This window comes from Mycobacterium montefiorense (assembly GCF_003112775.1).
In the GTDB taxonomy this organism is placed as follows: domain Bacteria; phylum Actinomycetota; class Actinomycetes; order Mycobacteriales; family Mycobacteriaceae; genus Mycobacterium; species Mycobacterium montefiorense.
Genome location: NZ_BFCH01000017.1, coordinates 135,741 through 156,455 on the forward strand (window position 1 = coordinate 135,741; position 20,715 = coordinate 156,455).

Here is a 20,715-nt window from a genome sequence, read left to right on the forward strand (position 1 = left end):
TTACCTGGGAAATATGCAGCCCACGCCTAGTTGCACATCATTGCCGGAGATGCGAACCGCCGCCGATGTACCACACCTGGCCGGTGATCCACTCGGCCTCCTCGGAGAGCAGGAACGTGGTGATCGCGGCGAGGTCGTCGGGTTTGCCCAGCCGGCTGGTCTTGCCGAACATCAGGAAGGCCTGCTGCAACTGCTGGTCGTTCTGCCGTTCCTGGGTCTCACCCATCACCAGACCGGGCATGACGCCGTTGCTCCTGATGTTGTGCTTGCCCCAGTTGACCGCGACATGACGGGTGAGGTGGTTGACGGCGGCTTTGGAGGCGCCGTAGGCGACGTGTTGCGGGTCGCTGCCCAGCGCGGCACCCGAGGAGGTGTTCACGATGCTGCCGCCGCCACCCTCCAGCAAGCCGGGGAGCACCGCTTGGATCGTTCGGACGTAGCCCAACAGGTTGACGTCGAGGGTGCGCTGCCAGACGTCCATTCCGGTATCCAGGATCGTGGTGTCGCGGCCGAGGTTGTCCTCCGAGAGATCGGCACCGACGTTGTGCAGGCCGTGAATGCCACCAAACTCGCCGATGGTCCGATCAACGAGATGCTGCACGGACTTTGCATCGGCAAGGTCGAATTCGATCGCGATGGCGCTGCCGCCGGAATCGGTGATTTGCTCGGCGGTTGCGGTCGCGCCGTCGATGTTGATGTCGCCGATCGCCACCCGGGCGCCTTCGGCGGCCAGGCGTTTGGCGGTGGCCGCGCCGATCCCGGTGGCGCCGCCGGCCACCAGGAACGTCTTGTCTTTCAGCCCGCGCATCAGATGTATCCAACGCCGAGGTCGACCGAAACCTGGGTTGCAGTAACGAATTTGGATTGATCGGAGGCCAGCCACGCGACGGCGTCGGAGATGTCTTCGGGCTGCGCGATCCCCTCGGGTAGCAGGGGTTTATGCATGCCGCGCAGGTGGGGGTAGTCGTCGGCGGCCGCTTCTAACGCTTCCCGCATCCGGCCGGTGCCCATCGGGGTGGCCACCGCCCCGGGGTTGAGGCTGTTGACCCGGACGTTGTAGCGGCCGAGTTCGGCGGCGAAGGCGCGGGCCATGCCGACGATGGCGTGCTTGCTGGCCGTGTAATGGATCATGAACGACTGCATCTTGATGCCGGCCGCGGATCCGACCAGGATGATCGAGCCGCCGCGGCCGCCGTTGACGATGTGATGTGCGCCGGCCATCACGGTGTTCCAGGTGCCGATCACGTTGGTGTCGATGGTGTCTCGGAATGCCTGCGGGGTGATCTGATCCCAGGGGGCGGGGCAGCAGATTCCGGCATTGGCGACGATGATGTCCAGGCGGCCCAGCTCGCCGACCGCGGTGTCGACCGCCCCTTTGAGTGCGTCGATGTCGCGGATGTCGACCGCCGCGGCGACGACCTTTCGCCCGCTGGCGCTGACCAGCCGCGCCGTCTCCGCCAGGTCGTCGGGTGTCGGCGAATCGTAGGGAACGCTGGACGGCAACGGGCCGGCGATATCCACCGCGACGATGTCGGCGCCCTCGGCGGCAAGCCGCACCGCGTGGGCTCGGCCCTGGCCGCGTGCGGCACCGGTGATCAGCGCCGCCCGTCCCGAAAGTGGTTGATCCACTTCGTCCTTCCTAGTCACGGGCGAGCTTGTCGAGCGGGTTGGAGCGTTCGAGCATGCCGTAGGTCTGTTCGCCGTCCCACCTGTAGCGCACGCCGGCCTGCTGCAGTGCCGGGAAGCTCGGCATCTCCTGCTTCATCGCGCGCATGGAGTACATGTCGTCGTCGTGATGGATGTCGTGCGTGGAAAACACCGTCTGCCCGGCGATCTCGACGATGCCGACCCGGCTGTCCCTGGTCTCAAGAACCAGCGAGACATCCTCGCCCTGCGGTTGCAGCCGGGTCAGCCACGGGGCCTGCACCACCCGCGCCGCGATCAGTGCGCCGTCGCCGGTGAACACGAACCCCTCGTTGAAAGTCGGTTGGCCGTCGGGCCGGGGCGGGTAGGCGATATAGCCGAACGCCCGCCCACTGCCGAACACCGCCGACTGCCAGCAGTGGCCCCAGAATCCGGCCAGCTTGCGCACCCCGGTGCGACGGATACGCAGCCCGCTGCCGGTGAACGTTTGCTGCTTCTCGCCGGTGACGTGAAATTCGGCTGTGGCGGTGAACAATTGCTCGTAGCGCGGGCCGCCCATCATGTCACCGACATTGGAGGTGCGCAGCTGAGTGTCGGCGTCGGCCTTTAGCGCTCCTTGTACCCAGGGAGGCGCGGCCATCTTCGCTTCGACGTGGAAGCTGATGTCGACCGAACGGCCGCCCTTCTTGCCGCCGACCAAGTCGGACGAAGACGTCTGCACCGCCGGTCCGTCGTACGACATCGTCCAGGTGTGGAAGGGCTCGATGCAGCGGAACACCAGGCCGCCGGCGCCCAGCACGCTGGCCAGCCCGTCGGGACCCGCGGCCGGCAGCGATGGCCCGTTGCTGCGCCGCCGGTAGACCCGGCCGTCTGGGAACGCGACGTTGACCTGAATATCGTGCGAATCCCAATTCGCGCCGACCGCTTCGATTCCGATGCGTGGCAGGCCGATCTCGCCGCGGTCGTCCACAACCCAGAAGCTCACCGAGTCGCGCATCTCGGGGTCCTGTGGTCGTTGCGCCAGCATGTACTCGCGCGCCGGATCGATACCCCCGGTCAGATCAACAGCCATCGAATTTCCTTTGCTCGTGGGCATTTCAGTGCGCGGTCCAGCGGCGCGCGCTGTCCACGTAGCGGGCGAACCGGGGACGCACCTCGTCGAAGTCGATGCCGAACTCCACCGGATCGGCATGCGAGCTCGCCTCACGCTCGGCCGCGGCGTGCTCCCACCAGCTCCGCATCTGCGCTTCGAACTGCGTGCCCACCGGGGCGCCCAGCCACGCGTACAGGCCGGTGACCTCGCCGATCGGATCGTCCTGCATCGCGCGAAAGTCGATGTCGTAGAACCGATCCTCGGCCCCGCCGGCGCGGAACTGCAGCGCCCGCTGCATGCCCAGCGACCAATGCTCGACATTGAGACTCCCGATGTACCGGCGGTCGATCTCGGAGCTGAATGTCCCGATGATGTCCGCATACAGATCGGCGACGGACAAGATGACATCGGTCGGATCACGATGCGTCATCACGAACCGCGCGTCCGGGAACGCCGCATCCAGGGCGTCGAGCCACAACACGTGTGACGGGCATTTCAGCCGCCACGGACGGTGCGGCTCACCCCACGCCAGCAGCTTCATCACTCTGCGCTGATACCGCAAAGTGCGAGTGAGGTCGGCGTGCTGGACCAACCACGCTGAATACGAAGGTATTTCGGCGAAGGACTGGAAGATGTGCGACTTGAAATCCAATGCCATCAGTTCATGGCATTCCATCGGCCCATGCGTGTCGCCGGGGACGTGGCGGCGGGTGCCGACCATTTCACCGTGATCGGACGGGACCCGGGGATCCGCACCCTGCACCGTGGACGGCGGCGGACATGGCTGCGACGATTCCCATCGCCGCAGATAGCGCACGTCGGGATCCTGCGCCAGCAGCATCGACAGCGCGGTGGACCCCGTTCGCGGTAAGCCCAAGCCGATCAGCGGCGCGGTGATCGGCACGTCGTCGATCTCCGGATGCCGGCGATACCAATCCTCGACCTGCAGGCGCTGCGACAGGTAGCCCACGATGCGCTGATGCAGGAACGCCGCACCGCGCTCGTTCAGCCGTGCCTCGTCGCGCAGCGCGGCGAGCAGGATGTCGAGGCCTTCCGCGTAGGAGTCCTCGCCGAAGTCGGCCAGCCCGGTCTGCGCAATCGCCTGATCCAAAACCGCAGGGCTAGTTAGCATCTCAGCCCATCCACTGGCCACCGGCAACATCGATCGTCTGGCCGCACAGGTAGTCGGCGGCCTCCGAGGCCAGGAACGCGACCATGTTGGCGGCCTCCTCGGGCAGCGAGGCCCGCCCCAGCTGGACCTGGTTGGTGATCGCCTCGTGGATGGCGCCGCGCCCGGCGCGTTGTTTGTCATCCTGCGGGTCGAGCAAGTATTGGCGCATCTCGGGTTTGATCATGATGCCCGGGGCCACACCCAAGACATTGACGCCGCGCAGTGCGACCTCGTGGGCGAGGTTGCGGGTGAACCCGATGACACCGGCCTTACACGAGTTGTAGACGACCAGGCCGCGTTGTTGAATGCGGCCGCCGACCGATCCGATGTTGATGATCTTTCCCGAGCCCTGGGGCAGCAGGTACTGCAGCGCGGCGTGCGCGCCGTACATCATCATCGTGAGGCTGCCTAGGACGGTGTAGTCGATTTCCTCTTTGGTCTGGGTCTCAAAGGGACCGGCGGCAACCATCACGGGATTGTTCACCATGATGTCGAGGCCGCCGAGTTCGTCGCGAGCCTGGGTTACCGCGCCGTGCACCTCGTCCCAATCGGACATGTCGGCTCTGACGGGGATCGCCCGCACACCCCAGCGGTGCTCGACTTCTTGGGCGCGGCGCTCCACCTTCTCGAAGGTCCGGCCGATCAGCGCCACGTCGGCGCCGCAACCGGCCAGCCGGTTCGCGATCGCTTGGCCCAGACCGTCGCCGCCGCCGCCGGTCACGAATGCCTTCTTGCCGGACAGGTCCATCAGCTCGGTCACCCGCTTGCCGATAATGTGCTCGGGCAGCCGGTCCAATCCCAGCAATTGCACCCAGTCCTGATCCTCGCGCACCGTCATCGCCGTTCCTTTCCGCCGCTCGCCTCGATTCGCCAGCCAGACCCACACGGCATCGCACCGGGGGCACCATGCCCACATCGCCGACCATATGGCCGGATCGGGGCGGTCAGGTAATACCAATTCGGGAAACCAGTCATGCCGGTTTTGTATGGCTGGTAGATCTGGAAGCGATGGATACCCACCGGCTCAAGTACTTCCTGCAGATCGCCGAGGAAGGCTCGATCTCGCGGGCGGCCACCGTGCTGGGCATCGCCCAGCCCGCGCTGAGCCGTCAGATCCGGCTGCTCGAGGAAGACTTGGGCATCACGCTGTTTCAGCGGACCCACCGCGGCGTGCATCTCACCGAAGAGGGCGAACGGCTGCGCTCGTCGACGGCCGCGCCGCTGCGCCAGCTGGAGCTCGCGGTCCGGTACGCGGGATCGCCGCTGGCGCGCATCGAGCGCGGACTGCTGTTCGGCATGGTGCCCACCGCCGCCGATGTGCTGGCTACGCCGCTGTTGGCCAGCCTCGGCGCGGCATTCCCCAACGTGCACTTTCACCTCGCCGTCGCCGAAACCGACGATCTGGTGCAGCGCATGCTCAAGGGTGCGATCGACCTCGCGGTGATCAACCCGGTCTCCGACGACCGGCTCTTCTACCGCCACCTGGTCGTCGAGGACCTTGTTCTGGTCGGCGGGCCCGCATCGGATCTCGCTCCCGCGAGCCCCATTCGCTTCACCGACTTGGCCGCCTTGCCGCTTGTCATGCCCAGCGCGCAGACCGGGATTCGTAATACTCTGCAGAACACCGCGCTGCGCCTGAAAGTCGCTATTACGGCCCGCTTTTCGACGGATTCGCTAGAGGTCTGCAAGCATCTGGTCACCGCGGGACTTGGATACGCGGTGCTGCCACTGGCGGCATGTGGCGCCGACGTCGAGGCCGGGCGGTTGCGCTACACGTCCATCTGTGAACCCGAGATCAACCATCAGCTCGGGGTGGGTGCGACCGCGGCCCTGGAACTGCCGCGCGAGTTCGCGACGAAAATCGGGATCGTGCTGCGTGAAGAGGTCGCGCGGCTGACCAAATCCGGTTTTTGGCCCGCACGCTTCGTGCCCTCACCCGTGTGGGATCCGAATATCCCGGAGCCGCAGGAGTAGGCGGGTCTACGCTTCCGGCAAGGCCGAAAGGAGACATCATGACCGTCGTCGTTGTCGAAGCGGGGCCACATCAGGTGAGCCGGTCGGTTGACGTGGCCGCACCGGCCGCGGAGCTCTACGAGCTGGCCGCCGATCCCCGGCGCCACCATGAACTGGATGGATCGGGCACCGTCCAGGGCAACATTAAATGTCCCGAGGCATTGGTTGTGGGTTCGAAGTTTTCGACGAGCATGAAAATGCTGGGCCTGCCGTACCGCCTCACCAGCACGGTGACTGAGTTGAAGCCGCACGAATTGATCGAATGGCGCCATCCGCTGGGCCACCGCTGGCGCTGGAAGTTCGAGTCGCTCTCGCCCGACTTGACTAGGGTCACCGAGACTTTCGACTACCGCGACGCGGGCGCGTTGAAGAAGAAACTGAAGTACTACGAGCGGATGGGTTTCGCGAAAGCCAATGCAAAGGGCATTGAGGCGACGCTGGCCAGACTCCGCGATCGCTACGCCGCGACTTAGTGAACGCGATCGCGACCTGAATCGTGGTTCCTTCGGAGTAACGGCCCCGCCCACCGAAGGACTTCGTCGATGACCGCTAGCGGCAACACCACGCCAACACATTCCCTGTCGGGATCACTGATCCGATCGGGACAGTTGATCAGTCGTTACGGTCTGGTCGTCGTCTTGGCTTGGATCGGGTTCGGCAAGTACGTCAAAATGGAATCCCGGGTGCTGATCGAGCACAACCCGCTGATGAGCTGGGTCTACGACGTATTCAGCGTCACGACCGTTGCCCGCGGACTAGGGACGATGGAAATCGTTGCGGCACTTCTCATTGCGTTGTACCCGGTCTGGCCCCGCGTGTCGGCGATCGGAAGTGCGTTAGCGGTCGTGCTGTTTTTGGGGACGTTGAGCTTTTTGTTCACCACGCCCGGCGTGGTCTCGACCCACGCCGCCGGACTGCCCGTGCTGTCGGGGATGCCGGGCCAGTTCCTGCTCAAGGACCTGGTGTTGATCGGGGTGGCGTTATGGACCCTCGGCGACGCGCTGCGTGAACAGCGTTCCGCGGATGAGGCTTTTGGCTGAACTCAGCGCAGCTTGGTAGGTCGCCGGTGCCAAGCTGTCCGCCTGCTCGGACAGCCCCCGGGTCAGCGCGCAGATCGCTTCGACCGTCGACCGGCTGTCGGTTTCGGCGGACAGCGTCCCGCGTTGCCGGGCATCCTCGACGATCTCAAAGACGACGTCGTGCAACGCCTTGGATCCGGGGGATTTCGCCGTGCTGGCCGCGCGCAGCGCCCGCAAGAAGCCGGTCAGATACGGATGGTCGCGGATTAGTCGGGTCGACTCATCAAGCACCGCGTCGACCCGGTCGTTGACATCGTCGTGTTGGGCCGCGGCCGCGCGCAGTCGTGGCGCCACGATCTCCTCGATCTCCTCGCCGGTCGCATTGAGCAGTTCGGATTTGTTCGGAAAGTAGTGGTACAGGCTGCCACTGGTCATGTCGGCGGCCCGAGCGATCTGCCGGATGGTGGCCTGCGAGTAGCCGACTTCGGCCACGCAGCGCATCGCGGCGGTGATGATCCTTCGGCGAGTCTCCTCGCTGTCCGCTCCCACCGGGCGGCCCAATTGCGTCATGGTTCCTCGCGGCGGCGTACTCGCGTGCCGATCCGGATGCGCCACGCCCGCTTTCGCCGCACCAGGTAGTAGTCCGCGGTCAGGCTCTCGCCAAGCCGCCAGCCGCGCCATCTGGCCAGCAGGCACAGACATGCGCCGGCGGCAATTCCAGCCAGTTCGCCCTGCGGGGCCAAGTCATAGCGGGAGAGCAGCACCACGGTGCCGCTGGCCGCGACCGCGGGTGTCGCGTAAAGAGTATTGCCGCCGAAGATCGCCGGGGTGCGGTTCACCGCCAGGTCACGCAGCGCTCCGCCGCCAACGGCGCTGATCGTGCCGAGCAAAATCGCCGGGAGCCAAGACAATCCGGATGCCAAGGTCTTCTCCGCGCCGACCACCGCCCAGGTGCCCAATGCCAGCGCATCGACGATCGGGTAGGTCAGGGTCCAGAGCCGGGCGCGTAGCGGTATCAAGAACGCGACCGCCGCTGCGGCCACGGCGACCACCACGTAGAGCGAGTCAGTCAACGCCACCGGCGGCCCGTGCTGCAGCAGTGTGTCGCGGATCAGGCCGCCGCCGAGTCCCGACAGGATTGCCAGCGCAACGAATCCCACAGGGTCCATACGGAATTCGCGGGCAACGACGCCACCTAGCACGGCATTGACGAATACGCCGGCCAAGTCGATTGCGCGCGAGAATTCCCCCAACTCGAGGTTCACGGCCGCACACCTCCGGGATTACATGGTTGGTCAAATATATTCGAAGATGTACTGCGCCCGCGGTCGAAGGGTGGGCAACTATGCGCGCGAGGACACAGCTGGGCCGCCCCGTCGGCGCCAGCGGTGAAGAGACCCGCCGCCGCATCATCGTCGCGACGATGAAATGTGTGGCGGAGGTCGGCTATGCAAAGGCGACGATCCGTGAGATCGCGCGCATGGCCGACATGACCAGCGCCAGCCTGTACAACTACTTTCCGAACAAATCCGAGCTGATCACGGCAGCCATCGCGGCCAGGACCGACACGGCCATGCCACGCCTGCGACAGGCGGCCCAACGCCCCGGCAACATCGTGGACCGAATTGAAGCGGTGCTCGACGAATCCGGGCAATTGATGCATGAGTACCCGGACCTGGCCGCCTTCGAGTTTGCGATCCGGGCGGAAACCATGGCGGTCCCAGGCCGGCGAAAAGCCCGCGGTAAACCGATGAATCCCGGGTTCGAGGCCTTCCGCGAAATCATCGAGGGTGTCGTCGAGGACGCCCGCCAGCGTGGCGAGCTGGGTGACCACCCCGATTCGGGGGCCGTCGTCGCGGCGATCTACGCGCTCGTCTACGGACTGACCGAGGTGGCAGCTACGCTGCCGCCGGAGGACTACCACGCCGCACTGGGTTCAGCGAAGGTGCTGGTCAGAGGGGCCATATTCGATCAGCAGGGAGCAATTCCTTGATACGATCAAGCGATTAATTATAGAGTCGGCTCACGAAGAGCGGAGTCGGGACTTGACCGAGACTGTTGGGTGCGCGTTCGATGTCGATGCGCTGCGGCGCAAGTATGCCGAGGAGCGCGCGCGGCGGTTGCGCCCTGACGCGATCGACCAGTATGTGGAAATCGCCGGGGACTTCGCCCACTTCGCCGAAGATCCCTGGGTCGACGAGGAACCAGCCCGCGAGCCCCGCACCGACGAGGTCGAGGTGGCGATCGTGGGTGCCGGCTTCGGCGGGCTATTGACAGGGGCTCGGCTGCACGAGCTCGGAGTGAAGAGTGTGCGGTTGATCGACCGCGCCGCGGACGTGGGCGGTACCTGGTACTGGAACCGGTATCCAGGGATCGCGTGCGACGTCGAATCCTATGTGTACATCCCGCTGCTGGAAGAACTCGGCTACATCCCGGCGGAGAAATACGCCAAGGGCGCGGAGATCTTTGCGCACTGCCAGCGCATCGCGCACCAGTACGATCTGTATCGCGATGCGTGTCTGGGCACTGATGTAGAGGAAATCCGTTGGGATGCAGCGGAATCCCGCTGGATCATCCGCACCAATCGGGGCGACGTGATGCGGGCCAAGTTCGTCTCGATGGCCAACGGATATCAGGCCAAACCCAAACTGCCCGGCATTGGCGGGCTCGGGTCGTTTCGCGGTCACACGTTCCACACCAGCCGCTGGGATTACGGCTACACCGGGGAGCACCTGGAGAACCTGTCCGGTCTGCGTGTCGGGATCATCGGCACCGGCGCGACCGCGGTCCAGTGTGTGCCGCACCTTGGCGCTGCCGCCCGGCAGCTTTACGTCTTCCAGCGCACGCCCTCGTCAGTCGACGTGCGCGCCAATGCGGACACGGATCCCCAGTGGGCCAACACATTACAGCCAGGCTGGCAACGCCAGCGCATCCAGAACTTTCAGATCCTGACCGCCGGCGGGCAGGCACCCGAGGATCTCGTCGCCGATGCCTGGACGAGCATCACCCGCAAGTTGCCGGTGATGCGTCATGACAGCGACGAGTCGGTGGACCCCGAGCAGCGCGGCCGCGACATCGAGCTCGCAGACTTCGCCAAAATGGAGGAGATCCGCGCCCGCGTTGACGAGATCGTGGCCAACCCCGACACGGCCGAGGCGCTCAAACCCTGGTACGGCTACTTCTGCAAACGTCCCTGCTTTCACGACGATTATCTGCAAACCTTCAACCGCGACAACGTGACCCTGGTCGACACTCGCGGTCGCGGCGTGGAGCGCATCGTCGAGTCCGGCGTCGTCGTCGACTCAGTGACCTATGAGCTCGACTGCCTGATCTTCGCGACAGGCTTCGAGGTGGGCACCGACTACAGCCGTCGCACCGGATTCGAGTTGATCGGCCGCGACGGCGTGACCCTGACCGAGCGCTGGAACGACGGTGTCCGCACCTTCCAGGGCTTGTGCGCCAACGGTTTCCCTAACTGCTTCATCGAAAGCATCTCTCAAGCCGGATTGACGGTGAACTTCCCCTACCTGCTTGACGTGCAAGCCAGCCATGCCGCCTGGATCATCGCCTGGGCTCTCGAGCACGGTGTCAGCGAGGTTGAGGCGTCGCCGGCCGCCGAAGCCGCCTGGGTCGACACGGTGGTCGCCCGGTCGGTCGCGACCGCCGACCGCGCCAAGACCTGCACGCCCGGTTACTACAACCGCGAGGGCAAGGCGGACGCCAAGACGCGACAGGGCAGTTTCTTCTTCGGTGCGCCCACCGAATACGCCGACATTTTGGCGGCCTGGCGCGCGCAAGGAGATATGGCTGGCCTCGACATTCGCGGCACCGAGGCCGGGCCGTGAAGTATCCGCTGGGCCGGGTCCGGGCGGCCGCCCGACGCCGCCGCTCACCCAAGGTGGCGATCATCGGCGCGGGATTCGGTGGGTTGGGCGCGGCGGTGGCGCTGCGCAGGGCCGGCATCGACGACCTGGTGATCCTCGAAGCGGATGACGGAGTCGGCGGAACCTGGCGGCGCAACACCTACCCCGGTGCCGCGTGCGATATCCAAAGCCATCTGTACTCCTTCTCGTTCGCGCCCAACAAATCCTGGAGCCGGACCTACGCCCGGCAGCCCGAGATCCTTGCCTACCTAGAATCGGTGGCCGACGACTTCGACCTGCGCCGTCACCTGCAACTCGGGACGCGTGTGCGTTCCGCCCAATGGAATTCGGCTACCTGGCGCTGGGACTGCACGATTGAGCGTGCCGGTCGCACCAGCACACTGACCGTCGACGTGGTGGTGTGCGCCGTCGGCCTGTTCGGGTCGTTGAAGGTTCCCGATATCACGGGCTTGAGCGATTTCCGCGGCTTCGTCATGCACACCGCCCAGTGGGATCACGACATCGCGCTGGCGGGCAAGAAGATGGCGGTGATCGGCACGGGCGCCAGTGGGATACAGCTTGTTCCCGAATTGGCGAAGGCCGCCGCCCAGGTGACGGTTTTCCAGCGCACCCCGCCGTGGATGGTTCCCAAAGACGATCGCCCCTACAGCGCAACAGAATTGGCGGAATTCCGGCGCAATCCGCTGGCGGTGCCGCGCACCCGCTGGAAGATCTGGAAGTTCCAGCACGACAACACCGCGACCTTCGCGGACGACCCGGTGGTCACGGCCCGCACTCAGGTTGCCACCTCGTTTTTAGAGCGCACCGTGGCCGACGCGGAGCTTCGCCGCGCCCTGACACCGGATTATCCGCTCCGATGCAAGCGGGTGCTGCTCGGCGACGACTACTACCGGGCGTTGCAGCAAGACAACGTCGCGCTCGTTACCGATCCGATCGAGCGGATCACCGAGACATCCGTCGTCACCGCAGCGGGCGATGGCGTCGATGTCGACGCGATCGTGCTGGCCACCGGATTCGAGACATCGCGGTACCTGTCGGGAATCGACGTCGTCGGGTACGGCGGGCAGCGTCTGCACGAGCAGTGGGGCGACGATCCCAGCGCGTATTTGGGTGTGGCTGTCGGTGGGTTCCCGAACTTCTTCATGTTGTACGGCCCCAACACCAACCAGGGCGGTAACTCAATCGTCTACATCCTGGAAGCCGGCGCGCGCCTGATAGCCAGCGCGGTGAAACGGCTGGCGCGTCGAGGCGGCTATCTCGATGTGCGCCCCGAGGCGGAAAAGCGATACAACGAAGGGCTTTCCGCGGACTTGGAGCGCACCATCTGGACCCAGTGTGACAGCTATTTCCGTTCGCCCACGGGTCGCATCGTCACGCAATGGCCCTACACCGAGCTGGAATACGCGCGCCGGACCTGGCGGCTGCGACCCCGGGATTGGCTGCACCGCACCGGGGTGGCTTCGGGCCCTGGCCGACGGCTAGCCGATGCCGAAGTCGATTACGCCGCGGATCAATTCACCGGCGGCTAGGTCGGCGTAGGCGGCGTTGATCTCGTCGAGCCGGTAACGCCTGGTGATCATCTGGTCGAGGAGTAGTTGGCCCGACCGGTACATCGTGGCCAGCAACGGGATGTCGCTGCGAGGATTGCACGAGCCGAACACGGTGCCGCACAACTTCTTGTTCATCAGGATGAAGTCTTGCAGCGCGACGTCGATCGAGTGGGTGGCCGGTGACGGGAGTCCGGTGAGCACGCACGTTCCGCCCTTACGGGTCAACGTCAGTGCGGCTGCGACATCGTCGGCGCCGATCATCGAGGGGGAGACGACGACCGCATCGGCCATCACGCCCCGGGTCAGCTCACGCACCTGATCGATCGCCTCGGATGCCGTCGCCGCGTGCTGCATCGCACCGAAGGTCAGTGCGGACTCGCGCTTGAACGCGACAGGGTCGACCGCGACGATGCGGGCCGCGCCGTTGATCCGGGCGCCCTGAATGGCCGCGGTGCCGATCCCGCCCACCCCGATCACCACCACCGTGTCACCGCCGCGGACGTTAGCGCGCCGTGCCGCCGAGCCGTAGCCGGTGGGGACCGCGCACGCCAGCAACGCCGCGGGTACCAACGGGAAGTCCCGATCGATCTTGACCAGTGAATTCGCCGAGACGACAGTGTGTTCGGCGAACGCCCCGATCTTGGATACGTGCCCGAGGTTGCGTCCGTCGGCGGTGTGGTGGCGAAAGGTGCCGTCGGTTGGCATGCCGGGCGCCAACGTTCCCGATCCGGTGTCGCACAGGTACTCCATTCCCGTGGCGCACCAACGACATTGGCCGCAGACCGCGACGAAGGACGTCACCACGTGATCGCCCGGCACGAAGCCGGTGACCCCGGCGCCCACCTCGATCACTGTGCCGGAGCCTTCGTGGCCGCCGATTGTCGGTGACATGGCCGGGAGCCCCAGTGCGCGCAGGACATCGGGCGGTGCGGCCAGCTTGCCCTGCCGGATGTGTTCGTCGGAGTGGCACAACCCGGTGGCGGCCAGCCGCACCAGGACCTCGCCGGCCCGGGGTGGATCCAGCTCGAATTCCTCAACAGACCACGGACTGCCGTACTCGTGCAGGACGGCCGCGCGGCTTTTCATCGATGCTCGCCTCTCCATCGTGGTCGCCGGCAGATTAAACGATCAACCGTTTGATTATAGGACCTTGTTATTTGCGTCAGGCGGATTCTCACGGCTGTGGAAAAGTGGCCCGTTAACGTTCTAGGTGTCGTCGCCGTCGTGCTCGTGGCGAAGGCGAACGCGCGAACTGTATGCGGCAATCGACAAGGCGTTCGTCCCGCAATACCGCGACTGGTCTAGCTGCCGGCGGCCACCCGGGCGCGCTCGGTCATCGAGGCGATCACCCCGCCGTCGTTGAGGATGTCGGTGCCGGTGAGATAACCCGCCTTGTCGCTGGCGCAGAAGGCGAGTAGCTCGGCCATTTCCTCCGGCTTGCCCCACCGCGGTACCGCGGCGTTGGCCACCATCGCGCCGGCCCATCTCGGTGTCGATGGACCCCGGAGACACCGAGACGATGCGCAATCCGCGAGCGTTGAAACGCTCGGCCTGCGCCTGGCTGTACCACTTCACGAAGCTCTTGCTCAAGGCGTAGGCGATACCGGACCGCGCGTCCTCCGGGGCGATTTCGCATGCCGTCATCATGGTGTCCATGAACGCGTCGCCGTCGGTCAGTGCTAGCGGGAATTGTTCTGCTGGAATCATTTCCGTCGGCAGCATGTGGGCAGCCATCGATGCCACGTTGACAATCACGGAGCCCTCGCCCGCCGACGCGTAAAACACCTCGTTGATGTTGACGGTCCCGATTGCGTTGGTCCGCATCACATAGTCGGCCGCGCCCATGCTCGGGCTTACCCCCGCGGTGTGGATGACCGAGGCGATCGTCCCGACGGTTTTCGCCGTCTCCAGCAGGTCGGTGACCGCACGCCGGTCGGTGACGTCGCAGTTGACGGCGGTGGCAGTCACTCCGAGGTCTTTGAGGGTCCCGGCTGCGCTGTCCAATCGGTCCTGCCTGACGTCGCACAGCACTATTGCGTGGCCGCTGCCGACGATCTTGGCCGTGGCCAGGCCCATGCCACCCGCACCGCCGGTGATTATCGAGACTCGATTCATACCTGGACGGTATTACGCAGGCCGATTTCGGGCGGAGCCGGGGCTAATCCATTGCCTGGGCCCGGACGATATGTCCTTCGAAGCCAAGGGAATTCGCCATTGCGCGATAGCGGTCGCGATAGTTGCGATACGCGACGTCGTCGCCGTGGGCCTGGGCCATCGCCGCCCGCATCGATAGCAGCCATAGGTCATACATGACGAATCCTGGTTCGGTCGGAACAGCCGCGAGTCGATCGATAGCCGCCTGTGCTTGCGGGCGGTCCGCCGGGCGGCTTCTGCGCAGTAGCGCTGTCACCAGCGCCTCGGTGGTAGCTCCGAGAGTCACCAGGTCTGTCCTGGAGTATTGCTCCTCGACGCTAGTGCGTAATAGTTCGATCGCGCTGTCGGCATCGCCGGTACGCAACTTCTCGTTGCCGATAAAGAAGTTCACCAGCGTGGCCGCTCCCAGCGTGAAACGCTCCTGCAGGGCGGCTTCGCGGGCCGCGGCAAGCAGGGTGAAAGCGTACTCGCGCTGGGCCCCGTCGCTGGTCACGACGGCGACACCATGTACGTACTGGGCGCAAGCGAGCGTGAGATCGTCGCCGGATCGTTCCGCGATCTCCAGCATCTCGGCCGTCTCCTGTACGGAGGCCGCGTCCGGCAACCAAACCCCGAGAGGAACCAGGTTGTACTTGAACAGCAGCATGATCGCACGCAGGGAGGGTTCGAACGCGCGGACCATTCGCACGGCTTGATCGACGTCGGCCTTCCAGCCGGGGTCGCCGAGAAGGCAACGCGCACAACCCCGGAGCATGATTGCCCCCGTCAACGGGGAACCGATTATCAGATTGCCCTTGATGGCATCACCATCGGCCAGCTCGATCGCCCGTTGCGCGATGCGGATAGTTTCCGACATTTCGGCGCGCTGCAACTTCGTGGGCACCGCCGCGTACAGCAGCCCAAGAATCAACGTCGGGTCGCCGATCGAGTCGAGCAGGCTTTCGAGCTCGGAAGCCAACCGCGAGGCTTCGTCGAATCGGGCGTGAACGATGAGTGCAGGCAACCAGCCGGCCATGGCCATCGCCAGCGAAACTTTGTCGCCGGCGACGGTGGCAAGGTCGCGCAGTTCGTCAAACCCGGTGTCGGCCATAGTGCCACCCGTCAGCCACGCGCTGGCGCAGAGCAGCGTCCGCGGGTTGATGCGCATTGCGTCGCGCTCGGCGTCGGCGTCTGGCAGACGGTCCGCGACATCGCGCGCGTGCCGCCAACTCGCCCTTGCTGCGGCGAGGTCGCGGTGGGTGAACCGCGTCCCCGCGCGCATGTACCAGTCGAACGCTGCGTGGAGATTGCCCGCGGCTTTAAGGTGTTCGGCGATCAGCGCGGCGTTCTCATCGGTCGATTCCGGTTCGCGCTGCTCGATCAAACTAGCCAGTCGCCCGTGCAGCTCGTCGCGATCCGATTTCAGTTGCGACTCATAGGCAACGAACCGAATCAGCGGATGCCGAAACGCGTACTCGATCTTCGGGGTGAAGCCGACTTGGTCGATCAGCTCGCCCTTGACGAGCTCGTCGAGGATCGGGTCGACGCCCAGGGCGGTCACCAGGTCCGGGCTGAACCGTGATCCGATGACGGCGGCGGCGCACAGCGTGCGTTTGGCCGCGAAGCTGAGCCGGTCGATGCGGGCGGCGATGACGGCGTGCAATGTGGGCGGGGCGGTGATGTCGGCGATCTCGCCTTGCAGCAGATAGGAACCGCGTTCGCCGCGAATGGAGCCCCGTTCGGCGAGGTCGCGCACGATCTCCTCGGCGAAAAACGGATTTCCGCCCGCACGTTCGGAGATGACTTCGGCGAGCCCCTGCACCGAAGCGTCGGTGCCGAGCAATTCGCCGATCAGCGCCACCGTTTGTCCGGTGTTCAGCGGGCGCAGGGCGATGGTCTGCGCGCCGGGGATGGCAGCCAGGGCGCCCTGATACTCGGGGCGGTACGTGATCAGCATCATCGAGCGGGTTTGCCGGATCACGGTCAGAAAGTCGGCCAGCATCGACTCGCTGACCTCGTCGATCCAGTGGGCATCCTCGATCACATACAAGGCCGACCCACGGCGATTGACCCATGCGGCATTGACCAGCGCCGTGAGGCGCCGCCGCCGGGCGTCACCCTCGATGCCCGGCGCCGCAACGGCCGGATCCGCAATGCCGAGCAGGTCGTCGACGAGCCAGAGATCCTCGGCATCTGCATCTGGAAATTGGGATTCCAGCTCTGTGCGCGCGGCCTCGCCGCTAAGCCCGTCAAGCGCGAGTGCGGCACGCAGGAGTCCCGTCACCGCGTGGAAAGGGATGTCGCTGGTATGCGACTCGCAGTATGTGGTGAAGAGCTCCATGCCGCGACTTTTCGCCAATGCCGCCGATTCGCGGACGGTCCGGCTTTTGCCGATACCGGGTGGTCCAACCACACCGATGACGCATCCCGCCCCGCCGATTGCCTCGTCGAGAATGCCCGCGATGGTGTTGAGTTCCCAGGTGCGCCCGACCAACTGCAGGTCTTTCCTGCGGCGGTGGTCGCTTGTAGCGGCGAGCAAGCGGCGAGCGGGCACCGGGACCTTGGCTCCCTTGATGTACACAATTTCGGGCTCTGCAAGGGTCGTAGCGTCGTCGACCAACCGCGCCGTTGACTCGCTTAGCATCACTCCGCCGGGCGCCGCAGCCGACTCCATCCGCTGGGCCATTCCCACCTGCTCGCCTATAGCTGTGTAACCCAAAGCGCCAGAGCCGATCTCGCCGGCAATCACCTGGCCGGAGTTCAGTCCGACCCGCAGCTGCAGCTCGACCTGGTCTCGGTGTGCGACTTCGTCTGCAACATGCCCCGCCTCGTCCTGGATCCCCAGTGCTGCTAGACAGGCGCGAAAGGCATGATCTTCCAACGCAACTGGCGCGCCGAAGACTGCCATGATGCCGTCGCCGGTGAACTTGTCCACGGTTCCGCCGAATCGCTGTACCACCGCCGCCGCACGCTCGACAAGTTCACCCATGATCTCGCGTAGTCGCTCGGCACCCACCGCGGCGGCGATGTCCATCGAGTGCACGACATCGGCAAACAGCACCGTCACCTGTTTGTACTCGGCTGCCGCGGCTGAAGCCTGGATAGATGAACCGCACTCATCACAGAACTTGGCGGTGGACCGCAATTCGGCGCCGCATGACGGGCACGCCACCGTCGACGTCGTCACGTGAGCACCACCCATCCAGGCCGGGCCACCCCAATTGCTAAGAATAGGCGGCTTACCGGCGGGAAGCGCGGATATTGATGCTTTGCCGGGCGTTCCGCGTGCTACCTCGAGAGCGCCGTGCTCCGAAGTTCGTGGTGCAGGTGACCGCCGTGCCAGACGGCCGTGCCGATGAATGGCGCCTGCAGGGTGGTGCCCAACTGACGGCGGTTGATGATCAGCCCACCGACGGCGATGGCGGCGTAGACGCCGCAGAGGACGAGCCGGTCCGGGGTCGAGCTGAGGGGGAACTGAACGACGAACAACACCAACAGCGCCCAGGCGGACATCCGGCTGAAGCGCAGCGCCAGGATCACGGCGACACCCATCAGCGTCTGGCTGGCCGTCAGCAAAACTTCCTCGATCTGGCGAGAGTCGAGCACCAGCGAGGAGCTGCCGCCGCCCAGCAGATGGGCCACCGGCAGCGAGCCGATCAACAGCGTCCACTGGTTGACCTTGGACGAAATCAGCGTGGCGATGGCCGCGGTGCCCTTGCCGCGGGCAGCGAAGATGATCGCGATGATGAACTCGGGTGCCTCAGAGGCTAACGGCGCGAGCCATTGCACCAGCAGGAATCGGTCGATGCCCAACTGGGTGCCGGCCGCGACGAGATTGTCGGCAAACGGTTTGGCGCACAACAGGATCACTGCCCCGGACATCGCGAACAGTCCGCCGACGACAACCCGGCGGCTCCGGTCGGACAGCTCGCCCAGCGCCGCGGCAGTACCGACCAGGTCGGGTTCTTCGACGTCGCCGTGGCTGACCTTGTACAGGTAGAAGCCGAACCAGGCCAGCAGCGCCAACCCCAGCGCCAGGTGGATCTCGCCGCTGGCCGGTATCGCGAATGCGGCCACTCCGGAGATCAGCAGAAATCCGAGTTCGACGCGATTGGCGGGCTCGAGCGTCAGGCCGCGGATTTTGCCCGCACCGACCCGGCGCGCCGCCATCATGCTGACCAGAACCACGACCGGCCACCCCAGACCCATCAACAGCCGGTTGGATCCGGTCATGTTGGCCGCCGCGTACTGCGTGTAATCCGGGTTATGGCCCGACACGTACGCGTAGTAGAGGTCGACGGCGTATTCGGGAAGCACCGCGACCAATGCGAGCACCGCGATTGCCAAGCCGCCGGAGACGTCGATCTGCGCGGCCTCGGCGGTCCACGCCAGCAGGAAGCTGGCTGACACGACGGCAGCTCCGAAGATCAGCAGGGCAGAGACCGGGTCTGGATGCAAGCCGATAAGCCGGACCACGACCGCGGGCGCGATGAATAGCGCGGTGGTCACTGCCGAGCGGGAGAGAATTCGCCGCGACGAGCGGGGTGCCGTCGGAACCGAGGCGGCGGCGCTGTAAGTGGCGAGCATCGTCATCTTTCACATCGGGTGTCGATCATGAATGGCTACCTGGCTCGCGGCCGTGACTTGACCTGCTTGCCAAAGATACCCGCTCTACCCCCGCCCAGCAACGTTGTGAGCACGCCAACCAAGTCCGTCAGTTCTGCTATATTTGCTGGCCAGAGCACCCAATCTCAAAAGTTAGGCGCAGCTAACTTCAGATTTTGGCAAACCGATCTAGCGTTCTTGCGGGGACTCTGTGAGCTTTGGGATAGGTTCGGGGGAGTGTTCGGTGACACCTCTATGAAGCAACCGTGGAACATCAACACCCACTACGACGCATTGCTGGAGTCCGCGGTTCCGCGCGACGCGCGGCGAGTCCTCGACGTCGGATGTGGCGACGGCTTCCTCGCTGCGCGTCTGTCCCGCCGAATTCCGGACGTCGTCGCACTGGATCTCGACGGACCCGTGCTGCAACGCGCACAGCACCGGTTCGGGTCGGCGCCGGTCCGCTGGACGCACGGCGACGTCATGACGGCCGAGCTGCCCTGCTTCGATGCCGTGGTCTCGAACGCCGCCCTGCATCACTTGTCCGACACCGGCGCGGCGCTGCGGCGACTGGCCGCCCTGGTGCGCCCCGGCGGCGCGCTCGGCGTGGTCACCTTTGTCCGGCCGTCGCTTCGAAACGGCCCATGGCACGTGACGTCGTGGGTGGCGTGCACCGTCGCCAATCGTGTCAACGGCAAGTGGGAGCACACTGCGCCGATCAAATGGCCGCCGGTGGCAACGTTGCACCAGCTGCGCTCCGACGTCCGCACGGCGCTTCCCGGCGCCAGTGTTCGCCGGCTGTTCTACGGTCGAGTGCTGATCAGGTGGGACAAGCCACGCAGCGGCTAGCGGTCCGGTCCCATCGCCACAACCGCGGCCTGTGTGAACAGTTCGACCGCCTGCTTACGCGTCAGCGACGCGATCATTTGTGCACCGGCGCGCATCATTTCGCCCGCCATCCAGGTCGGCCCATTGGTCAGATTCTCGAACGCCTCGGCAATGACCTCTTCCACCGGGCATGCGCCGGCCGGAATCTCGTCGGGTGAGCTGATGTTGCCGCGGCTGTATTCGAGTTCCCGCAGTGCGGGTGTGTTCGTCTTGCCGAGCATCAGACCGAGCACGTCGACGCCTTTGTCGTGCAGCTCGGCCCAGAGCGCCTCGGTGAAGACCATGTCGAATGCCTTGGATGCGCCGTACGCGACCATTGCGGGGGCGTAGTGGTGGCACAGCTGCATCGGCACCATGCAGTTGCGATGCACCATCGCCTCGGCGGCTTCAATCGAGTTATCAAGGAAATGCTGGTAAGTCGGGTCTGCGCCGGCGCAGTACACCAGGAAGCCGATCTCCAGATCCCCGGTGGCTTCGGCGATGGCGTTTGCCGCGTCCGGCTTGGCGAGATCGATGGCGAGCGTCCGGGTCTGGGCGCTCGTTTGGGATTCGATCTGAGCCGCAACCTGATCGAGTACCGCCTGGCGCCGCGCCAGTAACACGACATTGACGCCGCGTTCGGCGAGTCCGGTGGCGAAGGCGGCACCCAAGCCATCGGAGGCGCCGGCCACGACTGCCCACGGGCCGTATTTGGTTGCGAATGTCACTTGAAAAC

The 20,715-nt window shown here is 65.3% G+C and carries 18 protein-coding genes and 1 pseudogene; 7 read left to right on the top strand and 12 right to left on the bottom strand.

From position 1 onward, the window contains the following. Positions 1 to 37 precede the first annotated feature (37 nt). The 5 genes from DB708_RS10590 to DB708_RS10610 are packed head-to-tail and all read right to left on the bottom strand — an operon-like array spanning position 38 to position 4,746. On the bottom strand, positions 38 to 808 hold the full coding sequence (locus tag DB708_RS10590) for an SDR family NAD(P)-dependent oxidoreductase (RefSeq protein WP_108921896.1): 771 nt from the start codon (positions 806 to 808) through the stop codon (positions 38 to 40). Next, positions 808 to 1,629, bottom strand: a complete 822-nt coding sequence (locus DB708_RS10595) for a mycofactocin-coupled SDR family oxidoreductase (protein WP_108921897.1) — start codon at positions 1,627 to 1,629, stop codon at positions 808 to 810. Before DB708_RS10595 ends, DB708_RS10590 begins: the two co-directional genes overlap by 1 nt. Before the next feature lie 10 nt (positions 1,630 to 1,639). Next, positions 1,640 to 2,716 (bottom strand): hypothetical protein, encoded by a 1,077-nt coding sequence (locus DB708_RS10600; protein WP_108922241.1) that lies wholly within the window; start codon positions 2,714 to 2,716, stop codon positions 1,640 to 1,642. Between the two features lie 25 nt (positions 2,717 to 2,741). Next, positions 2,742 to 3,869, bottom strand: coding sequence for a sulfotransferase family protein (locus DB708_RS10605; protein WP_108921898.1), 1,128 nt, complete (start codon positions 3,867 to 3,869; stop codon positions 2,742 to 2,744). Position 3,870: 1 nt separating this feature from the next. After that, a complete protein-coding gene (locus DB708_RS10610; protein WP_108921899.1) occupies positions 3,871 to 4,746 on the bottom strand; it encodes an SDR family NAD(P)-dependent oxidoreductase in 876 nt (291 codons plus the stop codon). A 170-nt stretch (positions 4,747 to 4,916) separates the two neighbouring features. Between DB708_RS10610 and DB708_RS10615 the strand changes: the two genes are divergently transcribed. From DB708_RS10615 to DB708_RS10625, 3 genes are all read left to right on the top strand, one after another. Beyond that, entirely contained in the window at positions 4,917 to 5,882 is a 966-nt protein-coding gene (locus DB708_RS10615) for a LysR family transcriptional regulator (protein WP_108921900.1), read from the top strand. A gap of 38 nt (positions 5,883 to 5,920) precedes the next feature. Then, positions 5,921 to 6,394, top strand: coding sequence for an SRPBCC family protein (locus tag DB708_RS10620; RefSeq protein WP_165839796.1), 474 nt, complete (start codon positions 5,921 to 5,923; stop codon positions 6,392 to 6,394). Positions 6,395 to 6,463: 69 nt separating this feature from the next. Continuing rightward, positions 6,464 to 6,961, top strand: coding sequence for a YkgB family protein (locus DB708_RS10625; protein ID WP_108921902.1), 498 nt, complete (start codon positions 6,464 to 6,466; stop codon positions 6,959 to 6,961). On the opposite strand, the gene DB708_RS10630 is transcribed toward DB708_RS10625, so the two are convergent. After that, positions 6,902 to 7,510, bottom strand: a complete 609-nt coding sequence (locus tag DB708_RS10630; protein WP_108921903.1) for a TetR/AcrR family transcriptional regulator — start codon at positions 7,508 to 7,510, stop codon at positions 6,902 to 6,904. The two genes, DB708_RS10625 and DB708_RS10630, sit on opposite strands and share 60 nt — an antisense overlap. Beyond that, positions 7,507 to 8,205 (bottom strand): trimeric intracellular cation channel family protein, encoded by a 699-nt coding sequence (locus tag DB708_RS10635; RefSeq protein WP_108921904.1) that lies wholly within the window; start codon positions 8,203 to 8,205, stop codon positions 7,507 to 7,509. The genes DB708_RS10630 and DB708_RS10635 overlap by 4 nt, the downstream gene beginning before the upstream one ends. Before the next feature lie 80 nt (positions 8,206 to 8,285). Between DB708_RS10635 and DB708_RS10640 the strand changes: the two genes are divergently transcribed. From DB708_RS10640 to DB708_RS10650, 3 genes are read left to right on the top strand one after another with little or no spacing between them, the layout of a single operon-like run. Then, positions 8,286 to 8,933, top strand: coding sequence for a TetR/AcrR family transcriptional regulator (locus DB708_RS10640; protein WP_108921905.1), 648 nt, complete (start codon positions 8,286 to 8,288; stop codon positions 8,931 to 8,933). Positions 8,934 to 8,985: 52 nt separating this feature from the next. Further along, positions 8,986 to 10,785 carry a flavin-containing monooxygenase gene (locus DB708_RS10645; RefSeq protein WP_108921906.1) on the top strand — a complete coding sequence of 600 codons (1,800 nt, stop codon included), beginning with the start codon at positions 8,986 to 8,988 and terminating at the stop codon, positions 10,783 to 10,785. 53 nt (positions 10,786 to 10,838) lie between these two features. Beyond that, a complete protein-coding gene (locus tag DB708_RS10650) occupies positions 10,839 to 12,353 on the top strand; it encodes a flavin-containing monooxygenase (protein ID WP_108922242.1) in 1,515 nt (504 codons plus the stop codon). Here DB708_RS10650 and DB708_RS10655 read toward each other — a convergent pair. The 4 genes and pseudogenes from DB708_RS10655 to DB708_RS10670 all read right to left on the bottom strand — a co-directional run bounded on the left by DB708_RS10655 (position 12,303) and on the right by DB708_RS10670 (position 19,100). Next, entirely contained in the window at positions 12,303 to 13,460 is a 1,158-nt protein-coding gene (locus DB708_RS10655; RefSeq protein ID WP_108921907.1) for a Zn-dependent alcohol dehydrogenase, read from the bottom strand. The genes DB708_RS10650 and DB708_RS10655 overlap by 51 nt on opposite strands. A gap of 215 nt (positions 13,461 to 13,675) precedes the next feature. Next, a pseudogene (locus DB708_RS10660) lies at positions 13,676 to 14,489 on the bottom strand (SDR family oxidoreductase). A gap of 43 nt (positions 14,490 to 14,532) precedes the next feature. Beyond that, on the bottom strand, positions 14,533 to 17,694 hold the full coding sequence (locus DB708_RS10665; protein WP_235616724.1) for an adenylate/guanylate cyclase domain-containing protein: 3,162 nt from the start codon (positions 17,692 to 17,694) through the stop codon (positions 14,533 to 14,535). Between the two features lie 101 nt (positions 17,695 to 17,795). Beyond that, on the bottom strand, positions 17,796 to 19,100 hold the full coding sequence (locus tag DB708_RS10670) for a sodium/calcium exchanger protein (RefSeq protein ID WP_108921909.1): 1,305 nt from the start codon (positions 19,098 to 19,100) through the stop codon (positions 17,796 to 17,798). Positions 19,101 to 19,367: 267 nt separating this feature from the next. On the opposite strand from DB708_RS10670, the gene DB708_RS10675 reads away from it, so the two are divergent. Next, positions 19,368 to 19,961: a class I SAM-dependent methyltransferase gene (locus DB708_RS10675; protein ID WP_108921910.1), complete on the top strand. Its 594-nt coding sequence runs from the start codon at positions 19,368 to 19,370 to the stop codon at positions 19,959 to 19,961. Here DB708_RS10675 and DB708_RS10680 read toward each other — a convergent pair. Continuing rightward, a complete protein-coding gene (locus DB708_RS10680) occupies positions 19,958 to 20,707 on the bottom strand; it encodes an SDR family NAD(P)-dependent oxidoreductase (RefSeq protein ID WP_108921911.1) in 750 nt (249 codons plus the stop codon). The two genes, DB708_RS10675 and DB708_RS10680, sit on opposite strands and share 4 nt — an antisense overlap. Positions 20,708 to 20,715: the final 8 nt, after the last annotated feature.

Coding starts and splice junctions, on each gene's coding strand:
- DB708_RS10590 (WP_108921896.1), bottom strand. CDS start 808: ATGCGCGGGCTGAAAGACAAGACGTTCCTGGTGGCCGGCGGCGCCACC.
- DB708_RS10600 (WP_108922241.1), bottom strand. CDS start 2,716: ATGGCTGTTGATCTGACCGGGGGTATCGATCCGGCGCGCGAGTACATG.
- DB708_RS10605 (WP_108921898.1), bottom strand. CDS start 3,869: ATGCTAACTAGCCCTGCGGTTTTGGATCAGGCGATTGCGCAGACCGGG.
- DB708_RS10610 (WP_108921899.1), bottom strand. CDS start 4,746: ATGACGGTGCGCGAGGATCAGGACTGGGTGCAATTGCTGGGATTGGAC.
- DB708_RS10615 (WP_108921900.1), top strand. CDS start 4,917: ATGGATACCCACCGGCTCAAGTACTTCCTGCAGATCGCCGAGGAAGGC.
- DB708_RS10620 (WP_165839796.1), top strand. CDS start 5,921: ATGACCGTCGTCGTTGTCGAAGCGGGGCCACATCAGGTGAGCCGGTCG.
- DB708_RS10625 (WP_108921902.1), top strand. CDS start 6,464: ATGACCGCTAGCGGCAACACCACGCCAACACATTCCCTGTCGGGATCA.
- DB708_RS10630 (WP_108921903.1), bottom strand. CDS start 7,510: ATGACGCAATTGGGCCGCCCGGTGGGAGCGGACAGCGAGGAGACTCGC.
- DB708_RS10640 (WP_108921905.1), top strand. CDS start 8,286: ATGCGCGCGAGGACACAGCTGGGCCGCCCCGTCGGCGCCAGCGGTGAA.
- DB708_RS10655 (WP_108921907.1), bottom strand. CDS start 13,460: ATGAAAAGCCGCGCGGCCGTCCTGCACGAGTACGGCAGTCCGTGGTCT.
- DB708_RS10670 (WP_108921909.1), bottom strand. CDS start 19,100: ATGACGATGCTCGCCACTTACAGCGCCGCCGCCTCGGTTCCGACGGCA.
- DB708_RS10675 (WP_108921910.1), top strand. CDS start 19,368: ATGAAGCAACCGTGGAACATCAACACCCACTACGACGCATTGCTGGAG.